This window comes from Paraburkholderia sp. BCC1886 (assembly GCF_900996245.1).
Taxonomy (GTDB): Bacteria; Pseudomonadota; Gammaproteobacteria; order Burkholderiales; family Burkholderiaceae; genus Paraburkholderia.
Map to the genome: position 1 here is coordinate 249951 of NZ_CAAJGK010000011.1, position 14873 is coordinate 264823.

Consider the following 14873-nt stretch of genomic DNA (forward strand, 5'->3'; position numbering starts at 1 on the left):
TTCGTTTAGACCGTGAGACAGCGGGGGTCGTCGATCCAGTTATTTGAACTAAAGATACCGTCGAAATGCACCAGAAGGTCATCCAGACCTTTGCTGAATATGCCGTGGGTGACGTACAGGTACAGGTAGCTCGCGCCGGGAAGGACTTTGCCAAGTTCGATGAAAGTGCGGCCTCCGTCGCAGATGTCGTCGATCACGAGCAGCGGTGCATCCGGGACGATGCCTTGCACTTCCGTACCGGTGATCGCGCCGGTCTTGGTGTCGCGCACCTTGTCGGCGTAAATCACCTCCAAGTTCAGAGCTTTCGCGATTTTCAACGTACGCTTGCGAGCCCCGGCGTCGGGAGAGATCAGGACAGGAGCCTGACCGGAGTGTGCTACCACCTGCGTCACCACGCGCGCGATCGCCGGGAGAGGATCTTGCACCACGACGCGATCAAGCAGCGCTGTAGTCACGTCGCTGTGCGGTTCCTGAATCGTCACGCTGTTGTAGTTCTGCGCATTGATGAGACTGCAGAACACTTTACTGCTGTGCGACTCACCCGGGTTGTTCACCCGGTCCTGACGTGCGTAGGGCACGTACGGCATGTGGAGATTCAGCGGCGATCCGGGGTAGCTGCGCCGTAGCGCGTCGGTCACCATCAGCAGCTCCATGAAGGCGTCCGCATTCGGGAGATGCGCAGTAATGTCGAATTCGCACAATCGATCCCCCTTCATGGCGGATACATGCTCACCAAGCGTCACGTGAATTTCACCCCCGGGGAATCGAAGCGCCGTGTGGGGGAGAGCCACCGGGTCACGACCGAACATCGTCAGGCCAGTCAGTTTGATCATCTTGTTCTATTCCTTGCTTGCTTTGGTTGGTTGTTTGTCACAGTTCGCCAGTCGCAACGAACTTGTGGAGGTGGGGTAAGAGCTGCGCGACCGTCTGCCGGTCAAGAAGCATCCGGCGTCCTTCGTCCAGTCCGAGCCAGACATGTTGCTCCATTGCGGAACTGGCTTCCTGAAGCCGCGCCGAGCGCTCCGCAACATCAAGAAAATCAACACGCTTCAGACCGTCCGCGTCGCTCACCTTCAATTCGGTTTCGATCGGGGGCAGATCGAATGCACCGAAGAGCAGCATGCCGTCCGGACAGTTCTCCCAATCCCACTCAATGTGATCAAGGGTCTGGACTTCAGCGTCCGGGTACGTGCCGTCCTCCATGCTCGCCTCGCCCTTTGCAACACGGGCAATCGGAACGAACGCTTGTGTGGCTTTTGTCATGAGCAAGACCTACTACTTCAGGAGTTCATGTTTGCCCAAGAAGCTCTGTGCTTCCTTGTGCAGCTGCGGACTCCAGCCCTTCTTGACGTAGCGTCGAAGCAGCCGAATGACCGCGTTCACGTCATCCGCTTGCGTGAGGGGCAGGTCTTCATGCGCTGGCATACTTGTCGTCGCTTCCAGATGGGCCTGGTAGGCCTCTGCACCATCGAAGTCCGGTGATCCGGGCTGGGCTGACGTGTCGTAGTCTGGCGATACCAACGAGGGCGAGCGGTGCCGCATCAGCGCCCGATGGGCTTCGGAGCGACAGTACGCGAGCGAAGAACTCGCCCAGATCTTTCCAACCGTCCCGTAGAGGTCGTCGGCCTTGCTCCGCTGCGCCGCTTCGCCATCCACCCGTTCGGCCTCTATGGAAAGCGTGGGCTCAGGAACGGACTTCGCGGGTACATTCGCCTTCAACAGTGCCGTGTCCAGCGCGCCCCGGGAGTCGAGCCCCAAGGTTTCGCTTCGACCAAAGCAGGTAGCGTTCTCGACGAAGCCCGCTGAGATCACACTGCCTTCTTCGTGAAGTTCCCGCCGCCAGTTGCGCTCCGAGCCAAAGCGGATGGCTTGCAGCGCCTCAGCCATGCGGTCGTGGTCCACGCTACGTGGGAAGACGAAGATCGTCTCCTTACCTTCGATGACTGCAACTAGATATTTCACGACGCGTTCCTTGTTTTGGTTTGTTCTCGTCGCGCATGCTCGCGACGTGTGTTTTGGGTCTGATGCGTTCAGGTCGCCATGAACCGTGCCAGCAGCTTCTTCGTCTCGTCGTGGCTCTTCTGGATCTCGCTGTTCTTGACCACCTTGATGTAAGTAATCGGGCGGGCGTCGTGATCCAGTTCGATGTAGCACTGGTACACCGCCATGACTTCAGCGATCTCATCGACCTTTTCTTCCGTCAATTCCCCTTCGATGGCCGGGACCCCGACGAGGCGCATCCGCCACGCTCGCACTGTCGGTCCGTCGATCAGTTCAAGGTCTTTCACTTCCACTACGGAGAAGGTGACCGGCCAGTTCGTGCGACCCATGACCTGCAAGTCCGCGAGACTCTCCGCGACGAAGTTCCGGAAGTCATCGGCGAACACCGTCGACATGACATGCTCTTTGATGAAATGATTCGCCTCTTCGCCAATAGCGATTTCTTTCACGATATCCATGATGTTCCTCGTTGGTGATGCCTAGCTGGCTTGTTGGGCGGCCGCGGTCGTCTCTCTTCTTTTTGCTTCATCGCGCTCCCGGTAGTTCTGCTGCACCTGACGCAGATTGCGCATCGTGCCTTCGAAACTCCCCACAAACTGGTAGGCGGCCTTATACATGTCGACCTGCTGGCGTCGGGTCGTCAGTTCCTGGACTTCGTCGGTGAGATTGAGCGCATCTTTCAGCTGGCGCATCTCGTCGCCATTCAGACCAAAGGTCTCGACACGCTGGTAGCGCTCGCCCACCGCGATGAGACTGTCGATCGCTGCTTTGTAGACGACATCGAGCGTTTCTTGATCGTCCGCATACACCGCGAGACACGCACCCACGATCACGCGAAAGGCGACAGACGCGAACTCCGCCTTCGTCCCGCGCCGATCGAAGATCGCTTGCAGATGTTGATGTGGAATCAGCTTTAACTTCAGGTCGTCGTTTGCTGAATGTCGAAAGATCGAAGGGAGTTTCGGCGGGGCTTTCTTTTGCTGTTGGTAGAATTGTGGTCGTGCCATGTATCGTTATCTTCCAATAACCTGAATGCGGCGAATCTTGGCCTCCGCACCAGGGATCTTCGTCTGTAGGTCCTGAATCATCCGCAACTCATCGTCACTGAGACAATGCGTCTGATGAGTGATCTTCTGGCGGGCGGCCCCAGCGTCTTGTATGGCCGCTACAATGTGTTTGAGGAATGCGAGCTCGGCCTTTGCGTTCGCCAGTGCGGCGCTGTTGACGCGGCGCGGTTTCGCTGGGATGCGCAGCGCCACCTGGCTCTTGAACTTGAGCTTCTCGAAACGGCGGTTGAACTCGTCGTAAGACGGGGGAGCGTCAGCCATTTCACACCTCCGATGGACAGAGTGGATGGGAAGTGCGCTTGGCGTCGAGCGAGCAACGCCAGCGCGATCAATCACTTCTTCTTATCTCCTGACTTCTGGCGCCCGAACGCCGCTGCACGACTCACGCCGCGCTGCTCCACGGCACCACTGATCAGGTCTCGTAGCGTCGTCGGCTGGGGTGTGGCTTGCTCAAGCTTTGGCGCAAGTACGAGACGCTTCGTCGTGCTCGGCCTCCCAGCAGGTCCACCAGCTGACTTAGGAGGCGTCTGCGAAGATTTGAACGCCATCGGCTTGCCGTCGGCATCGACCAGCGCGGAGCGCAGTGTGTTGCCATGCGCACCCGCCGTCGCATTGCGTTCGAACTTCTCGCGCGCACCCACCAGATTGGAAACCACCTCCGAGGGATTGTGCTTCGCGCGGCTCTTCATGAATTCCTTGAGCCGATCGTTGTGCATGGTTTTCACTGCACTGATCCACGCTTCTTTGGACTCACCTTCACGGACTGTCGCCAAGCTCTCGATCGACATCCCAATGACGTTGCGAAGAATGGCTTGCGTCAAGGGAATGTTCGTGTACGCGTCCCGAAGGGGGTACTTGTACCAACTCAACTCGAAGGCAATCGGGCGGAAGACAAAGTTCTTCTCTGTGCCTAAGCCGCACTGGGGGCAGAGTGGTTTATCGCACCAGCAATACGGACGGATTGAAAACACCGCGTTGTCAAACTTCTCGCCGTAGCTGTCCTGACCCATTACGTCAAGGAGCGCGGTAAAGAGCGGTGTGTACGTGTCGCGATCAACCTCGTGTTGGCCACGCGAATGACCAAATAGCTCGTTTCCCAATTCCATAGTCAGCTTCTCCTTTGATCAGACCTTCGGCACGATAGGAGCAGGGGCTTGCCCCATGTACTTGCCGCCCCGGTCCTTGTAGGACACTTCGCACGGTTCATCCGACTGGAAGAACAAGATCTGCGCAACGCCCTCATTCGCATATATCTTTGCCGGTAGCGGGGTCGTGTTGCTAAATTCGAGCGTCACGTAGCCTTCCCATTCCGGCTCAAAGGGCGTCACGTTGACGATAATTCCGCAGCGGGCATAGGTCGACTTGCCCAAGCAGACTGTCAGCACATTGCGCGGGATCTTGAAGCGCTCGACTGTGCGGGCGAGTGCGAATGAATTTGGCGGGATGATGCAGGCATCCCCTTTGAAGTCGACGAAGCACTTGTCATCAAAGTTCTTCGGGTCGATCACCGTGGAGTTCACATTGGTGAAAATCTTGAACTCATTGGCGCACCGAACGTCGTAGCCGTAGCTGGAGGTTCCGTAGGAGATGACCGGGGTTGTCCAACGGTAGGACTTCATCTCGAAGTTGAACGGATCTGCATCCTGCTCAGCCCTCACTTCCTCCGGCGTCTTGTCGGGATCAGTCGACGAGAGGTGCCATTTTTCCCGCACCTGCTCACCATGGAAGGGCACGATCATGGGACCGACCTCTTTCATCCATTGATCTTGCTCGGCCTGCGTCAATTTCCTGATGGGTGTCGCTGTCGCGTTTTGTACGGGGAAGCCGTTCTCACGGATGACCCATTGGCCTGCGTCGTCCTTGTTCAAGAGAATATGCCCATTACCCATGGCAACGATGCCTTCCGGGGCCCGACACATCCGCTTGATCCAGCCATCACTCTTAATGCTCATGTTCTTGCTCGGTTAGTTGGTTATTGGTTGCAGTTCGTTGGCTGTGCGCCCTGTCCATCAGCATCTTGTACGCGAGGTCATCCATGTCCAGGTCATCGATCCGATCGATGTAGATGTCCCTCTGGACGGTGAGTGAGTAGAGGTCCCGGAGTTTCTCCTGATCCGCCTCAGCATCCGTTTCGCTCCAGTAGAACTTTGCAGCGCGAATGTCGGTTCCACGGCAGGGCGAGCCCTTGAACTCTGAGTAGTAGTCGGTCCAGCCCGGCACGTTCGATTCGGTGTGGAGGACAAAAGGAATCGCTTCTTCAACAGGTTGTGTAAATTCTGGAGTAGCGACAATCCGCGCTACGGCCATTCGCATCTTCACGTAGTCCTCGCCCCGAACGAGGTAATAGAAGTGCTTGCCGATCTTGGTCGATCTGCCTGCCTGATAACTCAGAAGCAGGTTATGGGCCCTTAGAGCGGCGGCGTAGAACATCAAAAACAGCATGAGGACACCCGTAACGAGGCATCCCCACGCAAAGTCTTTGGAATGTTGCAGGTAGGCGATGTAGTCCATAGGTGCGTCAGGTCGTGGGAGGGAAGAAGCGCTCGTACTGTGCGCGAGTGATGCCGCCGGCGGGGTATGCGACGACGTTTAAAGGATGTTCCGTGAGCTGCGTGCGGGGCGGAATTCCTACATCTTGAGGTTGTCGGTTGGCTGCCCACTGTCTCAATTTCGTGTAGTGCTGCCGGTAGTGCTTGTAGCGCCACCTGATAATCCGACGATCTTTATTCCATTTGATTCGGTCTCTCGTTTTTCTGTTCAGCATTGTTGTTATCCTTGTCGCAGAAGTTGCCCTCAACCATCAAGCCGATCTTCATACCCTCGTGCAGAATCCTAGTCGCCGGTAGCTCGACCGCTACTACGTCACGCTCCACGCCATCGATGACGCAACTCGTGCGCAACAGTCCACCGATGACATCGCGATCGCCGCCGGTCGGACACTCGATCACGAAGCCCGTCCAGTTCTTGCTGGCGAGATACCACTTGCCGATCGAGGCGTAGCTGATGATGCCGCGCTGGAAGAAGCGCTCCGCCGGACTCAGGTTTTCGAGAGGAGCCGCTTCAGCAGGCTGAATGACTCGATCCGGGAAGCGCGCGTTCCATCTGCCTGTGATCTCGTGGAAACACATGGCGTAACCGTGTGACCCCGGTGGGTATTCCTTCGGGATATTCGCAACGCGCTCTACGAGAACTGCATGAAGACGATCCTGCTCGCCTTCCGACATGGTGTTCCAATAGTCGCTATCGGCCTGACACCGCGTCACGAAGTCCCGGATGTCGCCAACAATGTCTTCTTGAGACTTGTGATCGACGATGTCGAAGCAGCCCGTCAGCGGATCACGTTCGAAGTTATCCTGACTCAGTACTCTCATCGGGCCATCACCGGGTCCAAACTTCAGGAAGCGTTCCGATAGTTCCGCGCCGGTGTACCGTGGGTTGTAATCCGGCTGGCCATACAGATCGATGAACCTATCGCTGCGGTGGCCTTCCAGATTGACGAGTAGCGTCGGCTGTTCCCACATGAGGGTGCTCAAAAACGACACCCGGTTCCGACTTGGAAGAAGCGGAACGGTTATCGGCGTCAACTCCCCACGACGAAAGCCACCCTTCGCTATTTCCGGAAGTCCCGTTGGCAACTTGATGTCATCCGGGACCAGGTGCTCGATAAGCGGAAGAATGAAATCCCGTGTCCGCTGCGCCGAGTCTTCCAGAACCATCCTGAACGGCTTCGTGCCCGCCATCAGAACTCCTCTGGTCTGCAGTTCGAGGGTGTTCATGATGGTGCGCTGGAGTCGCAAAACCCTTTGAAGCTCTCTTTCTTCGCGTCGACCGGACGCGGTCCGCATGCGGACCTTGCGGCGTTTGTTTTGCCTGATGCGTTGTTTCACTGCCTTGCTCAGCATCATCGTCCCCAGAGTGCGTTATCGATCAATTGCATCTCGGCCTTCAATCGCGCCTCAAGCGGAATGCTAAATCCCCCGAGGTGGTTGTCGCAGAGAGCTGTCACGCCCAGATCCGCCTCGTGGACGTAGAGACCTTTCACCTCGATCCTGCGACGCGATACACGCCGCAGGCGGTTGGTTCGAATGCGTATCCTTACGGCCTTGCTGCGCATGTTCCTTCTCCTGGTTGATCAATCGTCCCGGACATCCTCCCCTGACGTTCGATCGAAACCCAACGAACGACGGCGTTTGAAGATCGCAGCACCTTCCGTTGCGAGTCCCGCGAAGTAGTAGTCAAAGAATCCGTCCCTTGAGTAAAAACCGTACTGTTCTATCTGGCGAGCCATCTCCATCCCGAGACGCGAGGCGGCCACCGACAGACAGTGAGCAGCACGCTCGTTGCCGGTTTCCTTGGCACTGTCGAAAAGGAATGTCGCGGCGTCTTCCATTTCGTCAGCAGCGTTGCCGCGCACGGTAAATCGTTTCGTGAGAAACGAAACCATGTCGACGGGGTCCGCTTCAACGATGTGGGCGATCGATTTGATTGTTTTTGCAAAAGTCTGCATAGGCCGGCCCAGATCGAGAACGACTGTCTCGGGAGGATCAGCCAGCACAGCACGATGAGACATAGTTCCGCCGAATGGGAGAGACAGCATAAGGACCAGGCTGGCCGAAGCCCGCCTGGTCTATGCCGGTAAGGTGGTTTTTGTTAATCGTCCGGATTCTCGAGATCGATTTCGAGTTCTTCCATGACGAGGATCATGCTCGGGCGCAATCGTTCGCGCTCGCGTTCGTTCACTAAGTTCCTGAACACTGCGGCATTACCTTCAGCGCCAAGAAACCCAGCAAAGTAATACTCGAGGCTGCCATCCGGGGCATACATGCCGTGCTGACCGAACTTCTCAATCAGGGCTTCCCCAAGACGGTCGGCTGCGGTCGAGAAGCAAAGCGCGGCTTTCTCGTTGCCTTGCTCTTCGATATTGTTGCGAATGGATAAAGTGATTTCCGCAAGCTCGTCCTGACAGGTGTCACGTGCGTACAGATTCTGGCTAATATGTTCGACCATGTATCCGGCGTCTGGGCGTCTCAAATGACGGGCCAGGGGTTTTACCGTCTTTTCATAGGCGTGCACGCACTCTGCAAGATCCACGACGATGCTATCGGGTCCGCGGGCGGGGGTTTTCTCTTCGGACATAAGGCGACCGACTAAAACGTTTTGATTTGTGATGTACTGCGCGTAACGGGTAGTGACCTCCACTCATTCAAATTCCAGTAGACGAAAGACCGCCGTGCGGCTGGTCGGTGAGAGGAATCGCTCGAAGGTATAAGGGAACTCGTCGTTATGGTCGTAGAGTCCCATCTCATCGAACTGCTCCACCACTTCACAGCCCAGCTCCATGAGGATGTCGCCGAACTGCTCAGCGGTCTTCTGCTTGCAGACGTCCCCTTCGATCATGTGGTCGACCATGTCGTAGATCGCCTCGCTCAAGCCACCCTCAGCCCATGAACGGGCGAAGATGTTGGTGGTGACGAAATCGATCGCGCTACTGAGATCTGAATTGATGAAAGGTTCGAAGGGCCGGATCTTCTCTTCGAACATTTTGGCGCGCTCACTGAAATCAACAATGAGCGTTTCGGGGTGGTTCTGAGTTTCCTCTGCTGGCATAGGCGAGCCCTGCAGGAGGGTTAAAGCTCGGACTCGTCAGAGTCGGTTGTCACATTCACACCGTCTTCAAACGAGAACTCGGGGATCCTGAGCACGCGAAGACACAGCACGCGAAGGATATCGCGGTATTCCTCCTTGCCGACAACATCGGGATAGTAGGTGTTGAAGTGCTTGAGGTTCCACGCATGCAGATCCAGCACATCCAGTGTCAACGAAAGCCACATCACCGCGAATAGTGAGAGCAGGGCCGTTTGATCACTCGGCGCAACCATGTCACCGAACCATCGCACGGGACCCCATTGCTCGCCCCCTGTGCCGAACCAGAGTTCGAGCTGTCCCGTGTCATCGAGGCGATGCAGCGTCATGTGCACGCCGCGCTCGTAGATAGAGAGGGCATAGGCACCGCCGGGATTGATGTCGGTGGGGATGGTGAGCTTAGGGTCCAGTTCCTTGATGTTTCGGCTCTGGATGTCGGCGAGAATCGCCTGCAGGATCGGATTGATCTCGTTGTACTGGCTGCCCGGGAAAGGTTCGGGCTGGTAGTCGGTAGTCATGGTGGGTTCCGGTATTGGACGCATCAGGGTCGTCTCATACCGTTTGTCGTATCCTCCTAAAAACTTCTGATGATCTGGCTAAGAGGATAGGGGAGCGCAGTAAAAACTCTCCACCGTGAGCTGACGGCATAAAAGCAGGCGCGACTGCGCCTGCGACCATTACGTTGGCTGTCCCTTAGGCGCCGATGCGCGTGCAGCGCTGCACGCGCACGCTATAGGGCATTTGACGCATCCGCTCGGCGAGTTGTTTATCCTTCTTCAGCCGCTCGCTGAACTTGTTCTGGAACTGTCGCTTGCCGTCTTTCACGACTTCATCCGGATCTTCCTCGAGTGATTCGAATTCGAAGGCGGGTTCACGGACCAGCGTGCGGGCACCCGTGATCACACGTACCGCGACGTGCATGCTGTATCGGTTTGCTGCTGTCATGATGGTGTCGGGACGGATTTCTTGGACCCGTCTTCCTTTAGAGGTGGCGTGAATTACATCTGCTCGTCTTCTGGCATGTCGTCGTCGTCCATCCTGTCCAAGATGTCGCTCGTCAACTGGTCCTGCAATTCCTCTTCAGGATCGTCGTCGTCCTGGGTTACTGCCGCCTGAGGGGTCGTGCCCAATCGATGAACCCGGTTCTCCGAGGCCTCATGCGGATCGGTCAGACCCGACATCACCGCAGCCTGGTAGCGACTGTACCCTTCCTCGAGCAGGTCGCGATAGCGCTTCTGATCGTCGAGGATGCTGGGATACCAGCAGTTGCAGCAGATGCCACTGTCGTCGACACCGCCATCGGTCAGTTCTCTTTCACAATCTTTCGTTTTGTAAATGCGCTTGCAAATACTCTCTGGCATGTTGAGCTCCTACGTGATCCATTACCTAAGAAGTAATATAGGTCCAAGACGGGGTGCAATCTTGCCTCAGATAGCATACGAATTGCCCCGCCCACAAAAAAAAAATCACATCAGGAAGGACAGGGTCTCCCCCGTACTTTCCGATGTGATTAACGTCGCCTTACTGCGTGGCCGTCCCCGCCCTGATGTTCTGGGCTTCGGTTTCCACCGACTGGATATGCGCCATTGTCGAGAGCTGGGCCTTTTGTTCCGGCGACAGATTCTTGAGAAGCGCCTCCTGTTGCTGATCGGTGAGTGCGCCGACCGTGTTCACGGGTGCCACCACCTTCACTGGGGGATCCAGTTCTGCCGCGCTGTACGGCTGACCCGAGATCGGATCGAGCAGAGGCTCACCAGCCTTGTGCCAATCGGCTTCCGACATTGGGCACGGACGGTAGACCACGACACCATCCTTACGGGCGTATGCAATACCACCGGTCGTAGCGATCGCATAGCGAATCACGGGTCTTGAACACATAACCCCAATGGCGGCCTTCGGCTGTCCATGCGCGTAGAGGAGTTGTGAAAAGTTGGCGGCTTGGCAGTCTTCGTCCTTCCACGTCGAGCCGATGGAGATGCTGACGACGTGGGCAGAAAGCGCCGACGAGGATGAGCCCATGCAGGTAGCGAGGCCTGCGACCAGTCCGGCCGGAATGGCGCTCGAGGCGGCGTACTTCACCGTCGACGTGCTGGTCTCGTTCGGTGCGTAGACTACCTGACCGCCGCTGGCGCCCGCGCTCGCGGTGCCTGTGCCCGTGCCGGTCCCAGATGTTTGCGCGAAGGCGAGGCTGCTGGTGAGCAACGCGCCGATAAAGAGTACAACTGTTGCGAATGGCTTTTTCATGTTGTCTATTGAAATAATTGGATGAAAACGGAATAAAGAGGAATGCGAAGCGTCCCGAAAGGCGCTCCGCATTCCCTTATGTTTGTCCTGCTTGTGGTTGGCTTAGAAGTTCGAGCCGACCGTACCCAGCACGTTCGACGACACGGCTTGGCCGGCGACCGGAATCACGGCTTGTGCAACGCCCGTCGACGTACCGCCGATTGCCGCGACTGCAGCACCGCCCGATGCGGAGGCGCTGTAGTTGCCGTTGCCGCTGGTGTTCGACAGTGCCGGGGCCAGTGTCGTGGTCACCGGGTTGCCATTGGCGTCGGTCCCCGTGGTCAGGTTGATCGTGCCCGAGGAACCGGACACAGCGACATCACCCGAGGTCGACGAAGTCAGCGTTTCCGAGTTGGTTTGGCTGCTGTTGTCGTTGTTGCCAACGGACAGCGCACCCGAGCCAGTCGTGGCGGAAACCGAGACACCCAGCGAGCCCGACGAGCCGCTGTTCACCGTGGCGCCTTGGTTCGTCAGCGCGTTGACGGAATCCGCGGTCTGAACCGAGACACCACCCGCACCCGACACGTCGCCCGAGACGCCAAGGGACTGCAGACCTTGCAGCCCGACGCTTGCGACATTGACACCACCCGCCAGCGCAGCCTGAGAGGAACCGTTCGAGTTGGCCGTGCCCGTGCCCGTACCGGTCGAGTAGTTCCATGCGTCACCCGTGCCCGTCGTCGTGACGGAGCCCGTGATGCCCGCGGTCGCCGCGTTGACATTGGTCGTCGTCACAGCGGCGACGTTAGCAGCTGCCGTTTGCGTGTTGATCGAGCTGGACTCGCTGCTGCCGCCGTTCACGATGTTGGCCGAACCCGACACACTGGAGCTGATCTTCAGGCCGGTTACCGAAATGGCAGCCGGGTTGACTTGGGCATGGGCGCCCGTTGCGAATGCGAGAGCGACGAAGGCAGCGATAGCGAATTGATGCTTCTTCATTTTGTTCTTTCCTTGATTGATTAGATGGAGAGCACTAGGGGTAGGCTCACAATCGTCATATGTGTCCATCTTTTTCTAGGATCGTCGTTCCGCCTCTGCACGCGTCATGATCCGGGTGAGGTACAGGGTGCGTAGCCGATCGCGACTCATGAAGGTGTAATCGACGAGGCCCTCGCGATAGACACCGAACTGCTCGAACTGGCTAACGAGTTCGTGCCCAAACGCCATGACGCCATCGGCGAGTGTTTGGGCGGTGCCCGCGTCGTACCACTTGGCATGCCGATATCGCTGCGCATCCGCGAACGTCATGAGGCTGGAGATCGCCATCGTCCGGTCCATGAGGCAATCCATCACGCCCTCGATGAGCTGGTCGATGTAGTCGTGGTCTGAGACATCCTGCGCGCGAGTCACGTCGTGGATCAGGGACAGCGCTCCCCGTATGTCGAGGACGAGCGTATCGGGCTGCATCAGATGACCTCGTAGCGCGCCTTCACGTACCGCGTGAGGATCCGCGTTTCGGCATTAGTGCGGTTATCCGTGCTGGAAAGCTGGCTGTCGCGGATACCGAAGTGCTTGCAAAACTCTTCGCCCAGACGCTCGCCGACTTTTCCGAGGTTGGTGCGCGGACGCATGTTGACCGTTTTGCGCCAGGCCTGATACTGCTCGTAATCAATCTGACGGCCGGCAGGGCCTGTGATGGGCAAAAGGAACTGTTGAAACAGACGACGCAAGAAAGGCTTTATCATGATCGTTCTCATTGGTTAATCGACGATTCGGACAAACCATGCGTGCTTGTCCACATCATGACGGGGGAGGGTAAAAAACGGCAATCGCATCAAGACAGCTCGATCATGAGCACGATGCCAGGGGCAGCCACGCCACCCGTATAGCCAGGTTGGCTCCCACCCGAAATGACCCCGCCACCGCCTGAGCCATAGCCTCGACCGGGCGCACCGTTCCCATTGAGTACAGATTGCGCGCCCGCACCAAACATCGAATTGGCGGCCACGGAGAACTGCGCGAAGTTGGCTTCCGAGTAGTTATTTGGAATGGCTGAATTACCGGGGATATTCAACAGGGCGCCCCCGGTCGCATTTCCCCCGACAGCAGTACCTATATTGGTGCCTCCACTTGACGCACCTGGACCGCCCCCGCCACCGGTCCCACCCGTTGCAGAAGCGCTACCCACACTGCTGGTTCCGCCTGTGCCACCCGTATCACCGACCGCGCCCGCAGTACCCGCAGCACCGACAGTAATCTGGATCGTGGAGCCCCCGGTGACACTGCGAAGGTCGATCGCAAGCGCGCCCGCCCCGCCATTCCCAGACGCCGCCACCGAAGAGGAGCTCGTTGCGACTACGCCGCCACCACCGCCACCGCCGCCTTGAATGAGCGAGATGTATTGCGTGGTCAGTGCCTGAAAGGTGAAGACTTCAGACGCCGCGACAGGCGTGATCTTGATCAGCCGACCATTGACGGACGGGAGGTTGAGTGAATCCCACGGGACCCCAAGACCGAACATCGGTCGCTGCGAAAAGAAAGACGATCCAGTGACCTGGAACTTGCCATTTCCCGCATCGGTGGTCGCTCCCACCAAGATGTTCCCCGCGGGAGAGACCATCAAGTTCCCATACAACTTGGTTGGGTCCCAGCTTGCCTGGGGGCCAAACAAATCCACGAGGCGCGCAAGCGCGCCCTGTACGCTCATGCCCATGTCGCACCTACGATGTTGAGACGACTCTCGTTAAAACGCTCAGAGCTCCGCGCTGAATGCGAAGGCCGTCGCGCCCGTGAACCCGAACGGCCCGGTTGCCGTGATGGTGGGATTGACCTGAAATGCATCGATCGTGGTAGTCACCACGGATGCAGAGCAATTGCTCGTTGCAAAAGTCCCTGACTTGAAGACTGGCGCAATCCGTTTCATAACCTTGAATGGGAAGGTGAAGCCAAAGACGTTGCCAGCGTTTGCGTAGCCGTATTCGATAAGCGTGTAGACCACCTCGTAGTACCGCTGACAGTCCAATAGCGCATCGGAATAGATCTTTCGCTCCACTGGCGTGCAGACCGGCCCAGCCTCAACTTGCAGGTCCGATAGGGCGATAAAGTTCCCAGCCACTGCTGTCCAGTTCGTCGCGTTGGACGCGCACCGATAAATACCCGTCTGCCATGCATTCAGCGTGGTGGTCAGATAGGAACCAAGGTTGACGAAACCAATGATCACGCAAAGCGCCGTCGTGGCGTTCGCGCCTAGCCCCAGCGTTGCGGGTATAGGGAGGTTTTGCAGCATGATCTGCTGGGCACCCGCGACAGCCGAAAACGTCGTGACGTATGAGTACTTACCGGCATAGTCACATAGCGTGAACGAGTAAATCCCGGCCACTTTCGCGCTGAACAGGAACCGCACAGATATGACGCCGCCCTGTACCTCGTAGGAGTTGAATCCCTCGATGTAATGGTTTATGCCGGTGAGATAGTTCGTTCCCGAAAGTACTGTGGGCGGAGTGGTCACTGTCTGGACAACTGCGGGGTAGCTCACACTGCCGAATACGATCGTGCCCGCTGCCTGGGTAAAAGCACCCCCGGTTGCCCCAACGTTGCCTGCGAGGAACCGATCAACGCCGCCGTAAGCCGTGCCGGAATTACTGGCGAACGCGACGCTAGCCGCGTATTGCTGGACCCGACAGTCTCCATTGATCGCCTTGTTCTTTCCCGCGGCGCCACTGTATTGCTGGCTGCCGTCCGGGAGAATCAGTCCACTCCCTCCCAGACGTGTCGTCCCATTGACTTGCAGCTTGTTGATACCATCGTCGGTCGAGGTACCGATCAAGATGTTTCCGTTAGGAGACACCGTGAGGTTGCCATACAGCTTGGTCGGGTCCCACGTGGCCTGGGGGCCAAATAGGCCGATGACGCGCGAGAGCGCATCCTGCACACTCATTACCA

Annotated in this window: 23 protein-coding genes; all 23 read right to left on the reverse strand. The window is 57.5% G+C overall.

Features of this window, described 5'->3' with window-relative positions; translation table 11 throughout:
• Positions 1-5: 5 nt before the first annotated feature.
• The 23 genes from prs to FQ746_RS01570 all read right to left on the reverse strand — a co-directional run bounded on the left by prs (position 6) and on the right by FQ746_RS01570 (position 14868).
• Positions 6-833, reverse strand: coding sequence for a ribose-phosphate diphosphokinase (gene prs, locus FQ746_RS01460; protein WP_144106846.1), 828 nt, complete (start codon positions 831-833; stop codon positions 6-8).
• A 37-nt stretch (positions 834-870) separates the two neighbouring features.
• Positions 871-1263, reverse strand: a complete 393-nt coding sequence (locus FQ746_RS01465) for a hypothetical protein (protein WP_144106848.1) — start codon at positions 1261-1263, stop codon at positions 871-873.
• 12 nt (positions 1264-1275) lie between these two features.
• Complete coding sequence (locus tag FQ746_RS01470) at positions 1276-1962, reverse strand: hypothetical protein (protein WP_144106850.1); 687 nt, start codon at positions 1960-1962, stop codon at positions 1276-1278.
• Between the two features lie 68 nt (positions 1963-2030).
• On the reverse strand, positions 2031-2459 hold the full coding sequence (locus tag FQ746_RS01475; RefSeq protein ID WP_144106852.1) for a hypothetical protein: 429 nt from the start codon (positions 2457-2459) through the stop codon (positions 2031-2033).
• A 21-nt stretch (positions 2460-2480) separates the two neighbouring features.
• Positions 2481-3008 (reverse strand): hypothetical protein, encoded by a 528-nt coding sequence (locus FQ746_RS01480; RefSeq protein ID WP_144106854.1) that lies wholly within the window; start codon positions 3006-3008, stop codon positions 2481-2483.
• Positions 3009-3014: 6 nt separating this feature from the next.
• Complete coding sequence (locus tag FQ746_RS01485) at positions 3015-3329, reverse strand: hypothetical protein (protein ID WP_144106855.1); 315 nt, start codon at positions 3327-3329, stop codon at positions 3015-3017.
• A gap of 71 nt (positions 3330-3400) precedes the next feature.
• On the reverse strand, positions 3401-4174 hold the full coding sequence (locus FQ746_RS01490; RefSeq protein ID WP_144106857.1) for a hypothetical protein: 774 nt from the start codon (positions 4172-4174) through the stop codon (positions 3401-3403).
• 18 nt (positions 4175-4192) lie between these two features.
• Entirely contained in the window at positions 4193-4780 is a 588-nt protein-coding gene (dcd, locus tag FQ746_RS01495) for a dCTP deaminase (protein WP_409932347.1), read from the reverse strand.
• A 229-nt stretch (positions 4781-5009) separates the two neighbouring features.
• On the reverse strand, positions 5010-5579 hold the full coding sequence (locus tag FQ746_RS01500; protein WP_144106859.1) for a hypothetical protein: 570 nt from the start codon (positions 5577-5579) through the stop codon (positions 5010-5012).
• A 212-nt stretch (positions 5580-5791) separates the two neighbouring features.
• Positions 5792-6973, reverse strand: a complete 1182-nt coding sequence (locus FQ746_RS01505) for a hypothetical protein (protein WP_144106861.1) — start codon at positions 6971-6973, stop codon at positions 5792-5794.
• A complete protein-coding gene (locus tag FQ746_RS01510) occupies positions 6970-7182 on the reverse strand; it encodes a hypothetical protein (RefSeq protein ID WP_144106863.1) in 213 nt (70 codons plus the stop codon). Before FQ746_RS01510 ends, FQ746_RS01505 begins: the two co-directional genes overlap by 4 nt.
• 18 nt (positions 7183-7200) lie before the next feature.
• Entirely contained in the window at positions 7201-7638 is a 438-nt protein-coding gene (locus FQ746_RS01515; protein ID WP_144106865.1) for a hypothetical protein, read from the reverse strand.
• An 80-nt stretch (positions 7639-7718) separates the two neighbouring features.
• Positions 7719-8267: a hypothetical protein gene (locus tag FQ746_RS01520; RefSeq protein ID WP_144106867.1), complete on the reverse strand. Its 549-nt coding sequence runs from the start codon at positions 8265-8267 to the stop codon at positions 7719-7721.
• Entirely contained in the window at positions 8268-8675 is a 408-nt protein-coding gene (locus tag FQ746_RS01525; RefSeq protein ID WP_144106869.1) for a hypothetical protein, read from the reverse strand.
• A 20-nt stretch (positions 8676-8695) separates the two neighbouring features.
• A complete protein-coding gene (locus FQ746_RS01530; protein ID WP_144106871.1) occupies positions 8696-9229 on the reverse strand; it encodes a hypothetical protein in 534 nt (177 codons plus the stop codon).
• Between the two features lie 175 nt (positions 9230-9404).
• A complete protein-coding gene (locus FQ746_RS01535; RefSeq protein ID WP_144106873.1) occupies positions 9405-9656 on the reverse strand; it encodes a hypothetical protein in 252 nt (83 codons plus the stop codon).
• A 53-nt stretch (positions 9657-9709) separates the two neighbouring features.
• Positions 9710-10072, reverse strand: a complete 363-nt coding sequence (locus FQ746_RS01540; RefSeq protein ID WP_144106875.1) for a hypothetical protein — start codon at positions 10070-10072, stop codon at positions 9710-9712.
• 160 nt (positions 10073-10232) lie between these two features.
• Positions 10233-10955, reverse strand: coding sequence for a hypothetical protein (locus tag FQ746_RS01545; RefSeq protein ID WP_144106877.1), 723 nt, complete (start codon positions 10953-10955; stop codon positions 10233-10235).
• 102 nt (positions 10956-11057) lie between these two features.
• Complete coding sequence (locus FQ746_RS01550) at positions 11058-11930, reverse strand: hypothetical protein (RefSeq protein WP_144106878.1); 873 nt, start codon at positions 11928-11930, stop codon at positions 11058-11060.
• A 75-nt stretch (positions 11931-12005) separates the two neighbouring features.
• On the reverse strand, positions 12006-12398 hold the full coding sequence (locus FQ746_RS01555) for a hypothetical protein (protein WP_144106880.1): 393 nt from the start codon (positions 12396-12398) through the stop codon (positions 12006-12008).
• Positions 12398-12688 (reverse strand): hypothetical protein, encoded by a 291-nt coding sequence (locus FQ746_RS01560; RefSeq protein ID WP_144106882.1) that lies wholly within the window; start codon positions 12686-12688, stop codon positions 12398-12400. Before FQ746_RS01560 ends, FQ746_RS01555 begins: the two co-directional genes overlap by 1 nt.
• Positions 12689-12765: 77 nt before the next feature.
• Complete coding sequence (locus tag FQ746_RS01565) at positions 12766-13644, reverse strand: hypothetical protein (RefSeq protein ID WP_144106884.1); 879 nt, start codon at positions 13642-13644, stop codon at positions 12766-12768.
• A 39-nt stretch (positions 13645-13683) separates the two neighbouring features.
• Complete coding sequence (locus tag FQ746_RS01570) at positions 13684-14868, reverse strand: hypothetical protein (protein WP_144106886.1); 1185 nt, start codon at positions 14866-14868, stop codon at positions 13684-13686.
• Positions 14869-14873: the final 5 nt, after the last annotated feature.

What these genes read in the sequence shown, in the direction of transcription:
- prs (WP_144106846.1), bottom strand. Translation starts at nt 833, where the DNA reads ATGATCAAACTGACTGGCCTGACGATGTTCGGTCGTGACCCGGTGGCT.
- FQ746_RS01465 (WP_144106848.1), bottom strand. Translation starts at nt 1,263, where the DNA reads ATGACAAAAGCCACACAAGCGTTCGTTCCGATTGCCCGTGTTGCAAAG.
- FQ746_RS01475 (WP_144106852.1), bottom strand. Translation starts at nt 2,459, where the DNA reads ATGGATATCGTGAAAGAAATCGCTATTGGCGAAGAGGCGAATCATTTC.
- FQ746_RS01480 (WP_144106854.1), bottom strand. Translation starts at nt 3,008, where the DNA reads ATGGCACGACCACAATTCTACCAACAGCAAAAGAAAGCCCCGCCGAAA.
- FQ746_RS01485 (WP_144106855.1), bottom strand. Translation starts at nt 3,329, where the DNA reads ATGGCTGACGCTCCCCCGTCTTACGACGAGTTCAACCGCCGTTTCGAG.
- FQ746_RS01490 (WP_144106857.1), bottom strand. Translation starts at nt 4,174, where the DNA reads ATGGAATTGGGAAACGAGCTATTTGGTCATTCGCGTGGCCAACACGAG.
- FQ746_RS01500 (WP_144106859.1), bottom strand. Translation starts at nt 5,579, where the DNA reads ATGGACTACATCGCCTACCTGCAACATTCCAAAGACTTTGCGTGGGGA.
- FQ746_RS01505 (WP_144106861.1), bottom strand. Translation starts at nt 6,973, where the DNA reads ATGATGCTGAGCAAGGCAGTGAAACAACGCATCAGGCAAAACAAACGC.
- FQ746_RS01510 (WP_144106863.1), bottom strand. Translation starts at nt 7,182, where the DNA reads ATGCGCAGCAAGGCCGTAAGGATACGCATTCGAACCAACCGCCTGCGG.
- FQ746_RS01515 (WP_144106865.1), bottom strand. Translation starts at nt 7,638, where the DNA reads ATGTCTCATCGTGCTGTGCTGGCTGATCCTCCCGAGACAGTCGTTCTC.
- FQ746_RS01525 (WP_144106869.1), bottom strand. Translation starts at nt 8,675, where the DNA reads ATGCCAGCAGAGGAAACTCAGAACCACCCCGAAACGCTCATTGTTGAT.
- FQ746_RS01530 (WP_144106871.1), bottom strand. Translation starts at nt 9,229, where the DNA reads ATGACTACCGACTACCAGCCCGAACCTTTCCCGGGCAGCCAGTACAAC.
- FQ746_RS01535 (WP_144106873.1), bottom strand. Translation starts at nt 9,656, where the DNA reads ATGACAGCAGCAAACCGATACAGCATGCACGTCGCGGTACGTGTGATC.
- FQ746_RS01540 (WP_144106875.1), bottom strand. Translation starts at nt 10,072, where the DNA reads ATGCCAGAGAGTATTTGCAAGCGCATTTACAAAACGAAAGATTGTGAA.
- FQ746_RS01545 (WP_144106877.1), bottom strand. Translation starts at nt 10,955, where the DNA reads ATGAAAAAGCCATTCGCAACAGTTGTACTCTTTATCGGCGCGTTGCTC.
- FQ746_RS01550 (WP_144106878.1), bottom strand. Translation starts at nt 11,930, where the DNA reads ATGAAGAAGCATCAATTCGCTATCGCTGCCTTCGTCGCTCTCGCATTC.
- FQ746_RS01555 (WP_144106880.1), bottom strand. Translation starts at nt 12,398, where the DNA reads ATGCAGCCCGATACGCTCGTCCTCGACATACGGGGAGCGCTGTCCCTG.
- FQ746_RS01560 (WP_144106882.1), bottom strand. Translation starts at nt 12,688, where the DNA reads ATGAGAACGATCATGATAAAGCCTTTCTTGCGTCGTCTGTTTCAACAG.
- FQ746_RS01565 (WP_144106884.1), bottom strand. Translation starts at nt 13,644, where the DNA reads ATGGGCATGAGCGTACAGGGCGCGCTTGCGCGCCTCGTGGATTTGTTT.
- FQ746_RS01570 (WP_144106886.1), bottom strand. Translation starts at nt 14,868, where the DNA reads ATGAGTGTGCAGGATGCGCTCTCGCGCGTCATCGGCCTATTTGGCCCC.